This is a genomic window from Blautia sp. ZXY-1-C6 (assembly GCF_056339875.1).
This window is the reverse complement of record NZ_JBWJVQ010000110.1, coordinates 1-11,310: the sequence shown is the minus strand read 5'-3', so window position 1 is coordinate 11,310 and position 11,310 is coordinate 1. Positions and strand designations below refer to the sequence as shown.

Genomic DNA, 11,310 nt, shown 5'->3' with positions numbered 1-11,310 from the left:
CTTGATCATTACAAATGTCTTCGCATTGGCTACTACTGTAGTGCCGGGATATACTTCCAGAAAGTTCGCTACATTTGCTGCATGGTCAGGCTCCATATGCTGAACGATCAGATAGTCCGGCTTACGTCCACCCAGTGCCTGTTCAAGATTATCCAGCCATTCATGTTTGAAATTGGCATCTACAGTATCCATAACTGCAACCTTGTCATCCAGAATCACATAGGAATTATATGCCATTCCGTTTGGCACTGCATACTGTCCCTCAAACAAATCTACCTGATGGTCATTAACTCCGACATATTTAATGGTATCTGTAATCTTCATATTTCTGCCCTCAATTCTTTCTTTATAGTATATCGTCTGTCCGTTACTATTCAGCAATCTGCTGTCACTCAACGTTAATAAGTTATAGTTGCTATGCATTCTTAATTTGTTTATGTTTTTATATTATACTATTTTAATCCAATTTTCAAGTCCTTTTGGTAATTTTTTTCATTTATTTATGAGATTTTTTATAGAGTCAGGTGGATATCCTCAATTGAAGCAGGGCTTACTTAATTTGGTCAATTTACAGTATTCTCTGAAATTATTACGAGTATACTCAAAAAACAGCAGAACAGATACAAATTATCCATCCTGCTGACGTTCCTTCCATAGCAATCTGCGTAAATAATACATTGATCCAGTTCAGTAGAATTTCACGCTCTGCTGAACCACATCACCATTCATTATTTTCCAAAATTGCAATACTCATAATGTAGTTATAATCTTATACAATGCTTCCACGCTGTACGGCAGTATCCTCTCATCCAATTGAAATTTCGGATGATGCAGAGGATGATTTTCTCCTGGTATTCCTGCAAGAAATACTGTGAAAAGTCCTCTGGTTTCTCTGAAATATCTGTATGCATTATCACCTGAAAGAAACAGCTCATCTTCTCCTTCCAGGACAAACTTATCCCCGAATACTTCTTCACCCACTGCCTTTGCTGTCTCTGTAAGTTCCTCATCATTGGCAAACGCATATACCGGATCTTTTGGAAATTCCATACGGATCTGTGTGCCAGTCTGCTTTTCAATTTCCTGCAGATTTCTCTCCAGCTCGTGCTCAAGTGCCATGTAAGTTTCTTCATGAACTGCGCGTATATTTCCGTTTAATACCACATGGTCTGCAATAATATTCGTATATTCACCGCCATGGATCGTACCCGTACCCACAATATATTTTCCTGCATCCGGATGCTGTTTTCCAAAACTTTCATTCAGATTATGAATGGCACTTATCACTTGAGCAGCTGCATAAATTGCATCAATCCCCTTATCCGCTTCACACCAGTGACTGGATTTTCCATGAACATGAATCTGCATACTGTTGATCATGGAAGATGCCTGTCCCCGATGCACTGCCATCCCAAATGTCATATCCGCTGCGTAATGAAACATCAGAAATGCATCTGCTTTCGGATTCTCTAATGCTCCGGCCTGAAGCATTCTTTTTGCACCTTCACCAATCTCCTCTGCAGGTTCAAAAAGGAACCGGAGCCTGACCGGAAAACTTTCCTGCATTCTTTGCTCTTCTGCCACAATTTTTGCAAGGATCAGTGCTGCTGCCAGGATCATATCGTGACCGCAGGCATGCATACATCCCTGATTTACTGATGCATATGGTAGATTTGTCTGCTCCTGTATGGGCAATGCATCCATCTCCGCCCTGAGTACAACCAGTTTCTCCCTGTTTCTCAGAGATGGAAGTTCCGCGATCAATCCTGTAGGTTCTATCGGCACAATCTCATATCCCAGTTTCTCCAGATATTTCCGGATATATGCAGACGTCTCCACTTCCTGAAGTGCCAGCTCCGGATGTTGATGAAAGTAATGTCTCAATGTGATTAATTCTTCCGTATATTTTTCTATATTCATCTGTTTTCCAACCTTTGTTCTCAGGGATTACCATTTTCATCTTCCGACATACTCAAAACCGCATTCGGACGTTCCAGGCAGAACTTCTGTATCTCTTCCAGAAATCTCTGACCGTATTTCTTTAGCTTATTCTCGCCCACACCGGAAACCTCCAGCATTTCTTCTTCATTTGACGGACATTTGATGCACATATCTATCAGCGTCTTATCACTGAACACGATATATGGAGGCATGGCTTCCTCTTTTGCAATTTGCAGACGAAGTTTCCGCAGGGCTTCAAATAAATCGTAACCTGCTGCCGTAAGCGCATCTGTACTGCGTTTTCTGACAGATTTCTGGGGCTTTTTCTTTTTATCCGGTTCTTTTTCCTCGTAAGTACGCATGATCACGTGAGTATTTTCATCTCTTAGCGGAGAAATATCGCCCAGTTTCAGCACACTGTAACGTTCCTGTGTCTGATAGAGATATCCCATCTCAGTCATCTGGCTGATCAGTGCCCTGAGTTCTGCCTCACTGTGATCATTCAATGCTCCATAAGATTTATACTTATCTGCTCCAAGCTCCCTCAACCGGGCTCTCTTAGCCCCCAGCAAAGTACCAAGCACAATTGTCAGTCCATACCTTCCTCTCGTCTCAGCTACACAGTTCACTACCCACTTCGCCTCTCTGGTCATATCTGTCTCATGGTATTCTCTGTGGCAATTTCCACAATTATCACAGGGACCGAAGGTCTTTTCACCGAAATACTCCAGAATATAATTTCGCAGACATCCTGTTGTTTTACAATATCCTTCCATGATCTGAAGCCTTCGTATATCCCGCTGACGAATGAGAAATTCATCCTCTTCATCCACATCGGAAAAATCTTTGTTATCCAGAAGCATTCGGTCGATCATAACATCCTGTGCAGAAAACAATAGAACGCACTGGGAATTCTCTCCGTCACGCCCTGCACGTCCTGCCTCCTGATAATAATTCTCCATACTCTGCGGCATATTGTAATGGATCACATATCTCACATTGGATTTATCAATCCCCATTCCAAATGCATTTGTTGCAATAATAACGGGGGTTCTGTCGTAAATGAAATCATCCTGATTCTTTTTTCTGGTTTCATTATTCAGTCCTGCATGATATCTGGTAACAGCAACTCCTTTTTGGAAAAGCAGTTCAAAAAGATTGTCCACATTTTTTCTTGTAGAGCAGTAAATAATCCCGCTCTCTGTTGGATGTCTGTCTATGTAATCCATCACAAAATCGTCTTTTCGCCGGATATTTTCCACGCTGTAATATAAATTCTTTCTATCAAACCCGGTAATCACTACTTTCGGATCTTCCAGATTTAAAGTACAGAGAATGTCGTTCTTTACTTCCTCTGTTGCAGTTGCGGTAAAAGCACTGACGATCGGACGACCGGGAAGATTTTTTACAAAGTCTACGATTTTGACATAGCTTGGTCTGAAATCCTGGCCCCACTGTGAAATACAATGTGCCTCATCCACTGTCACCATGGAAATCTCCACCTGTCTGGCAAATTCCAGAAACTCATAATTTTCCAGACGTTCCGGTGCAACATAAATAATTTTGTATCTTCCTCCTGCTGCCAGGTACAACGCCTTGCTAATCTGACTTTCCGACAGTGAAGAATTGATAAATGCGGCATGTATTCCCGCTTCATTCAAAGCCTTTACCTGATCCTGCATCAGTGAGATCAGAGGAGAAATTACAATCGTAATTCCTGACAGCATCAGTGCCGGTACCTGATAACAGATGGATTTTCCGGCTCCTGTCGGCATGATTGCAAGCACATCCCGGTGTTCCAGAATGGACTCCACAACACTCTCCTGCCCTTCTCTGAATGTATCATATCCAAAATAAGTCTTTAAGGTCTGTACTGCCTGTCTGTTCACCTGAAGCCTCCCTCTGCATTTTAATCTATTTTAATCTCTTTTTCAGCTCCTGAATCAGTTCGGAATAGTCTCTGTGCTGCATCTTCGGAAATGCCTTGATGATACGCCCCTGACCGACAACGGTATGATTGGTAATAGAGCTGGACAGTTCCTCAAACTGAGCCTGAAGCTCCGCTCTTTTTATACGAAGCATTTCGATAGATTTTTCTCGCTGTGCGGCAGTTGCATCACGCAGTTCTGCTGCTGCAAGAGTTGCCTGAACCTTTCCTTCTCCCACTTTCTGTGCTGTGCCAATCGTAGTCGTAGCCAGTGTATCACTCAGTTTATCACTTACAATTCTCAAATCTGAGCGAACCTTATCCAGTCTGGTAAGCTTTTTATTCAGTCCCTGGATCACTGCTACCGTCACAATAAAATCTGTCAGATACACAGCATACAAAACTGCTATCACAATCCACTCCCAGGTTGCAGGTGTATGTAACGCATGTGCCTCTACATACTTCTGGAAAACTTTTACTACCATAACGATAGCCAGTCCCCAGATCAGAGAAAACTCCAGGCAAATGTAGCCATGAAAATTAAAGGGTTTATCTGAATAATCCCACCATCTTGCGTGGAAACACACATCCAGCAGCCAGCCTGCAACCAACTCCACCGCAGTTGCCAGAACAATTCCAAACACAAAAATCATTCCATCACTCATCTGACGCCCGCTGCCCTGAATTGTATTGAGCAAAGCAAAAACAGAAAGCACCCCAAATCCATATACCGGGCAGACCGGTCCATTCAGGAAACCTCTGTTTATAACTTTTCCCAACGCTACTGCATGAAAAATAACTTCAACAACCCAGCCGCCAAAAGAATAAATAAGAAAATACAGACATATCTGAAAATACGTCATTCCACAAATCATTCGTTGCTCCTCCTTGCTTTCATCAAACCACTTTTCATATCCCATTATCACAGTTCAAACAGAAAACTTACCCCAGACTGTTTTGTAATGTACTGATCAATTCCTCTATAACAATTGGTTTGGATAGAAATCCATCCATACCACATGCCAGTGCTTTCTTTCTGTCTTCGTCAAAAGCATTGGCAGTCATGGCAAGGATCGTAATTCCCGCCAGTGCCGGATCATCCAGTGAACGGATCTGCTCAGTAGCCTCATATCCGTTCATTACAGGCATCTGCACATCCATAAGCACCAGATCATAATCACCTGGTCTTGAATTCTTAACCTTCTCCACAGCCTCTGCTCCATCTTCCGCTGTATCAACCTGAAAACCATATTCACTAAGGAGTGCTACTGCAATTTCTCTGTTCAGTTCATTATCTTCCACAAGCAGTATTTGCCTGCCTCTGAAATCTGAATCTGCTGCCGGAAGAATATTATCCTCTGCCCCGGCCTGCTTCTGACCGATAGCAGCCATCAGAGTCTCTCTGATATCTGACATAAACATAGGTTTGGCACAGAACGCAGTCACCCCTGCTGCCCTGGCTTCCACTTCAATATCTGACCAGTCGTAAGCAGTCAGGATAATGATTGGCGTATCATCACCAAGACTGCGGATCTGACGGGTAACTTCAATGCCATTCATATCAGGCAGACGCCAGTCAATGATATAAGCGTGGAATGCATCCCCCATTTCCATAGACTGTCGTGCACGGAGAACAGCCTCCTTACCGGAAAGTGTCCATTCCGAACGCATTCCAACCTTTACAAGCATCTTAGTCACACTGTTACAGGTATTGAAATCATCGTCTACTACCAATGCCTTCAGACCTTCCAGTTCTGCGATTTTCTCTATACGGTGGTTCTCAGGCTGAATCCGCAATGGCAGACGGATAATAAATTCAGTACCTTTGCCCTGTTCTGTTTGAACCTCAATGGTTCCGCCCATCATATCCACGATGTTCTTGGTGATAGCCATGCCCAGTCCTGTACCCTGAGTCCTGCTTACAGTGGAAGTCCGCTCTCTCTCAAAAGGAGAAAATATCTTCTGTACAAATTTTTGACTCATGCCGATTCCGTTATCCTTTACCCGGATTTCGTACAGTTCACAGCCTCTCTGTATACCCGGATACTCTCTCAGCCGGACAGAAACGGTTCCGCCTGCAGGAGTAAACTTGATCGCATTGGACAAAAGATTCAGCAGTACCTGATTCAGCCTGGTCTTGTCACAATAAACATCCTCATTGATAACATCCATGACATCCATGTAAAGCTCTAACTGTTTCGCATGGATCTGTCCGCTGATAATGGTTTTCAGATCATGAAGAACCTCTGACAGACTGACTTCCGTCTCTTCCAGATGGATTTTCCCGCTCTCAATACGGCTCATATCCAGGATATCATTGATCAGTGAGAGCAGATGATTACTGGAGGAAAGAATCTTACCCAGATAATCCCGAACCCTTTCTTTATCATCAATGTTGCTTACAGCCAGTGTGGTAAAACCAATGATCGCATTCATTGGTGTACGGATATCGTGAGACATATTGGAAAGGAAGGTGCTCTTTGCCTTGTTTGCAGTCTCCGCAGCGCGGACCGCCTCAGAAAGGGCCTGATTCATTTTTCTGTCAGAGGTACGATCTGACAGAACCAGGATATATTTCTTTTTCCCGTTTACCTCGCTGCCCATTGCAACGTTATGAAACCAGCGGTGTTCTCCTGTTTTCTGATGAACATATTCAAGATCCCATTCCTGCTGCTCATGAACCTGGATTTCTTCCAAATACTTCTTCTCCGGATCTTCAACGTCCCCGGGATGCAGTTTTCCAAGGACACAAATATCTTTACGAATCTGTTCTACTGTAATTCCCAGCAGTTTTTCCACATTGGGACTGACGTAATCTGCCTGATATGTTTTTGCATCCAGCATCAGGAAAACGTCATCTACATTCATTGACAGCTTTTGAAACAATTCGTCCCTGTACAGGATCTCCGTATCCTTTCTCTTCAGGTTTACCCTGTTTTTCCGGAGAATAATTCCAATAAAAAGACCGGCAATACACACCGCTACTGCACTTACAAGCAGCACAGTGCTACGCTGCAGAACATTCATACTTGCATTGACGATATCAGCCTGGACAAGTCCCAGAAAGATCCAGTCCTGAGGTTTGGATTTCTCATAGACCAGATAGTAATCCTCTCCATCCAGATTTATCAGCATTGCATCTGTATGTCCTTCCTTAAACTCTTCTGAAAGTTTAAGGATCTCTTTTTCAGACATATTGGAATGTTCTCTCAGAATCCCAAAGAAATTATACACCTCTCCCCATGCCTCAGAAGAATGATCCACAACAACACGGCCATCCGGATGAACCACATAACTCTGGGCATTTCCATTGAAAGCAGAAATATTCAGCACATTTACGATATCAGAGTTTTCATAGGCAATGGCAATGGCATCATATTCAAAGCCCTGATAACTTCCATGAGGCCTGGGAGTAGCAAAAACAAGGAGCTGGGATTTTCCGGGAACCGTTGCATTGGTTATCACATCATTTCCCTGCCGGATCTCATCTTCAATATTTTCCTGCAATCCCAGATACCCGGTTTCACCTGTTGCCATCTTATAGTTCCCGTCCGCTGACAGGAAATAAAAATCTAAAAAGCCTGCATCTTCCTGTGCTTTCTCTATATACTCACGAATTTCACTTTCATCGGAAGTGTTCTGCAAATATTCCCCCCATATATGGAGATAAGTCAGATTCTTATTTGTCAGCTCACTTAGCATATTATCAGACTGATGAAAAATTTCTGTCAGGTGAGAAACACTTTCCTCATAAACAGTCTTCGATACAAACCCCAAATATTGGAAAACAGTCAAAAGGATTCCAACAAATAGGGCAATAAGAACTGCTGCATTCCATCGTTTTCTCACAACCCGTTTCTTTCTGTTTGTATTATGATTCTTAACATCCATTCTTCTCACCTCAGAGTAATGTAGTCTTCAGGCTCTGCAAGAATGGCATTACCATCTGAAACATATGTTGTCCAGGTATCTTCCACAGAGGTATCCCCTCCATCAAATACAATATTTTCCTCTGCCGGATAAGCTTCCATATATTGTGGTGCTGCAAGGCAGGTCACAGTAAAAGTATCCTTGTCCTGAATCTGTTTTCCATTCTTTGAAACTTTACTCAATGTATAACCATTATCCGTTTCCCTGATTTCTACAGAAATACCACTGAACACAGGCAGAGAGCCACGGTTAAAGGGGATAAAGCCTCCCTGGTAGCCTTCTACGAAGTTTCTGACCGTTTCCTTCAGTTCTGCCCCGCTCATCTCACTGCTGTAAGCGGAAAGCTCGTTTGGCATAATCATGTTGCCTGCCATTTTTTCTGTATAACCGGCCTTCAGTACATTTCCTGTAAAGCTGTTTCCTGTTGCAATCAGCACATCCGTCCCATAAATACCACGCAAAGTGTTTGCCATAACAGAATAGGCTTCATTGCCTCCGCTGGTATGGAAACGATTGGAATAAGTTTTCTTTGAATCCAACACAATATCCTCAGAAGTGGATTTTTCTTCAAGAAGCTGGGAATTAAATGACTGATAAGCCTGCTCTGCATTATATTCTCCTGAGATCATCTTAGACACCACATCCCTAGAAATGGAAAAAAAGTCATTTGACGCAATACGGATATACATATGGTTTTCTTCGATCACAGGTTTCACATCCTTCAGATATTCCGTAAGCCGGAAATCCACATCCTGGCTATAGCTTAACAGATCCTGCCCATCATAAATGATCCGGTTCTGCGCATCCTCTGAAAGCATTGTGTTCAGTACCTTCATTGCTTTCTGCCGACGTGTTTCATCCTTTGTCAGGTCACGGTTTAAAGCTATCTGGAAATATGGTGTAGTCATCAGCCACTTTTCGCCGTTCTGCTGAAAGAATGGCAGGAATGTTGTGTTAATGCCCTGATCCTGGAACATTTTTACACCGGCAGAACTGCCGAAATACATGGCAAGCTTACCACTTTTGTACATCTCAACCACATCATCATAATTCATATCCAGATCATCCTGGCTCAGCCCTGTATCCTGAATAAACTGCTCCATACGTTCAAAAGCCTCCGGCCAGACGGTACTGTCCAGACCTTCTCTCTTTGTATTGTCCGGGTCACTGTAGATGGTACGCCACTTACGTCCATCCCCAGAAGACAGCTCTGATGCAGACAGACCCTGCAGTGTTTCCATACAGGTATAATCATAGTAATAGTCTGCAGTAAACCCACGGATACCCACCTCATCAAATGCCTGGCAGGCAGAAACGAAGCTTTCATAATCCGTTGGAAGAGGAATATCATACTTTTCAAAAAGATCTTTGTTCACTACAAAGCCATGGGCATCTGCACACACAGGAAGCCAGTTTACGCTGCCATCCTGATTTTTGAAATTGTTAAGGTAGGTATCATAGACAGCACCTGCAGCATTGGTTGTGGAAAGATCCATCAGACTGTCCTTCAGGGGGCTTGCATCATGGAGGGAAAACCTGCAGCAGGTTATAATATCCGGCAATCCGCCGTTTTCATTCAGAAAACGATAGAAATCCAGATCATTATTGCCTACTACAAATTCAACGTTGATATCCGGAAGCTGTTCCTGGATGTATGGCGCATATTTTTCATACAGCTTTGTGCTCCATAAATACACTGTGATGGTTTCTGCATCTTCTTTTTCCGCACTTTTCCCGCCGCAGCCAGACAGAAGTGATACGGCTGTCACCATCGCCAAAAGCACAGAAACTAACTTGTTCCATTTTTTCTTTTTCATTATAACTTCTCCCTCTGATCGCGTTTTACTAACTCATTGATCACTTTTACTAATAATTTCCCATCAACAGGCTTGGCAATATGTTCATCCATTCCTGCTTCCTTTGCTCTCATTTTGTCCTCAGTGAACGCGTTTGCTGTCATGGCAATGATCGGTATCACTTTTGCATCCTCTCTGTCCAGAGAGCGGATCATCTTTGCTGCTTCATATCCATTCATGACAGGCATCATAATATCCATAAGAATAGCATCAAATTCTCCAGGTCTGTTTTTTCTGAATATGTCAACAGCCTTCTGTCCATTCCATGCTTTTGTCACCACAGCGCCTTCATTCTGAAGCACAAATTCTGCAATCTCCATATTCAGCTCATTATCCTCTGTCAGAAGAACATGGAGTCCATGGATAGAAGTTTCCGTTTTTTCTTCAGCTTCAGTCCTGTCCTTCATATCTGTGTCAATCCGGAATGGAATCCGGATCACAAATGTAGTCCCTGTGCCTTCTTTACTTTCAAAGGAAATGGTTCCGCTCATTTTTTCCACCAGTTTTTTTGTGATTGGCATTCCCAGCCCTGTTCCGGCGAATTTTGTGCGGCTTCCTGCATGTTCCTGTGCAAATGGTTCAAAAATGCGTTTCTGGAATGCCTCTGTCATTCCAATTCCGGTGTCTCTGCAGACAAATTCCAATGTGGTCATTGCTGTCTGTTTCGATGGGATTTCCCGACAGCTGATATAGACATATCCGTTTTCTTTGTTATATTTCACCGCATTAGACAAAATATTCATTAGAATCCGTTTCACATGCACCGGACTTCCAATAAGATTCCAGTGTGTAACTTCTTTCTCTTCCCAAATGATCCGGATATTCTGCTCTGTAGCCATATGTTCGATCACACCCAGTATTTCCTCAGAAATACTGTTCAGATTAAATGGGATTTCTTCCAGAACCACTTCATCTGACTCCAGCTTGCTCATGTCCAGAACCTCGTTTATCAGTTCCAGCAACAGATGAGATGCCTCTTTGATCTTTGCCCTGCATTCCGTCTGTTTCTCCATATTGTCTGCATAATAGTCTGCCACATTGATCATGCCGCAGATTCCATTGATCGGTGTCCGGATATCATGGCTCATTCGCTGCAGAAACTCGGTTTTTGCCTCATTGGCTGCTTCTGCTTTTTTTGCTGTTCTCAGAAGTTCTGCTTTATATTTTTCATCTTTTTCCTGTTCCTGTTTCCGGTGTGCCAGATCCGCTCTGTAACCCCAGAAGCAGAATATACCGAATATGAGTAAATAAAGAAAAACGACAGCTGTTACACTTAGCGGCAGGTTACGGAATACTTCCGTATCCGGAAGATAGGCATAAATATAATAATCCCGCTGCTTCAGCATGATTCCATAACATCTGGTTCCTTCATTTTTTAAATGAAAAATATGCTGACTGTCTGTATGCTCTTTCATTGCCTGGACAACCTGATTGCCGGCAGTATCCTGTCCCAGCAGGCTTTCATCGTTGCTGGCAACGATGGTTCCCTTATCTGCAACAATAATCGTTCCATCTTTCTGAGTGCTATAGCCATTTAAAAGGTTCTGTATTGTCAGGGTATAATTTCTGACAAATTCCGGAGATGTGTAATAATAAATTGCAACCATACCTGGTGCATCTTTTCTGGCACAGGCTGCAATGTCGATACGTGATCCG

At 42.9% G+C, this 11,310-nt stretch carries 7 protein-coding genes; all 7 read right to left on the bottom strand.

What is annotated here, in order from left to right; genetic code table 11:
• Window positions 1-324, bottom strand: a 324-nt coding sequence (locus tag AC075J_RS04050) for an MBL fold metallo-hydrolase (RefSeq protein ID WP_476390047.1), incomplete at its 3' end; no start/stop codon positions are given.
• A gap of 426 nt (window positions 325-750) precedes the next feature.
• A complete protein-coding gene (locus tag AC075J_RS04045; protein WP_025580646.1) occupies window positions 751-1,920 on the bottom strand; it encodes a M20 metallopeptidase family protein in 1,170 nt (389 codons plus the stop codon).
• Between the two features lie 20 nt (window positions 1,921-1,940).
• Window positions 1,941-3,830 carry a DNA helicase RecQ gene (gene recQ / locus AC075J_RS04040; RefSeq protein WP_025580644.1) on the bottom strand — a complete coding sequence of 630 codons (1,890 nt, stop codon included), beginning with the start codon at window positions 3,828-3,830 and terminating at the stop codon, window positions 1,941-1,943.
• A 25-nt stretch (window positions 3,831-3,855) separates the two neighbouring features.
• Window positions 3,856-4,743, bottom strand: coding sequence for a putative ABC transporter permease (locus AC075J_RS04035; protein ID WP_022380196.1), 888 nt, complete (start codon window positions 4,741-4,743; stop codon window positions 3,856-3,858).
• Window positions 4,744-4,810: 67 nt separating this feature from the next.
• Window positions 4,811-7,759, bottom strand: coding sequence for a hybrid sensor histidine kinase/response regulator (locus tag AC075J_RS04030; protein ID WP_476390046.1), 2,949 nt, complete (start codon window positions 7,757-7,759; stop codon window positions 4,811-4,813).
• A 5-nt stretch (window positions 7,760-7,764) separates the two neighbouring features.
• Window positions 7,765-9,615: an ABC transporter substrate-binding protein gene (locus tag AC075J_RS04025; RefSeq protein WP_055058088.1), complete on the bottom strand. Its 1,851-nt coding sequence runs from the start codon at window positions 9,613-9,615 to the stop codon at window positions 7,765-7,767.
• A partial coding sequence (locus AC075J_RS04020) for an ATP-binding protein (protein WP_476390045.1) occupies window positions 9,615-11,310 on the bottom strand: 1,696 nt, incomplete at its 5' end. The genes AC075J_RS04025 and AC075J_RS04020, both read right to left, overlap by 1 nt.

Coding starts and splice junctions, on each gene's coding strand:
- AC075J_RS04035 (WP_022380196.1), bottom strand. CDS start 4,743: ATGATTTGTGGAATGACGTATTTTCAGATATGTCTGTATTTTCTTATT.
- AC075J_RS04025 (WP_055058088.1), bottom strand. CDS start 9,615: ATGAAAAAGAAAAAATGGAACAAGTTAGTTTCTGTGCTTTTGGCGATG.
- AC075J_RS04045 (WP_025580646.1), bottom strand. CDS start 1,920: ATGAATATAGAAAAATATACGGAAGAATTAATCACATTGAGACATTAC.
- AC075J_RS04030 (WP_476390046.1), bottom strand. CDS start 7,759: ATGGATGTTAAGAATCATAATACAAACAGAAAGAAACGGGTTGTGAGA.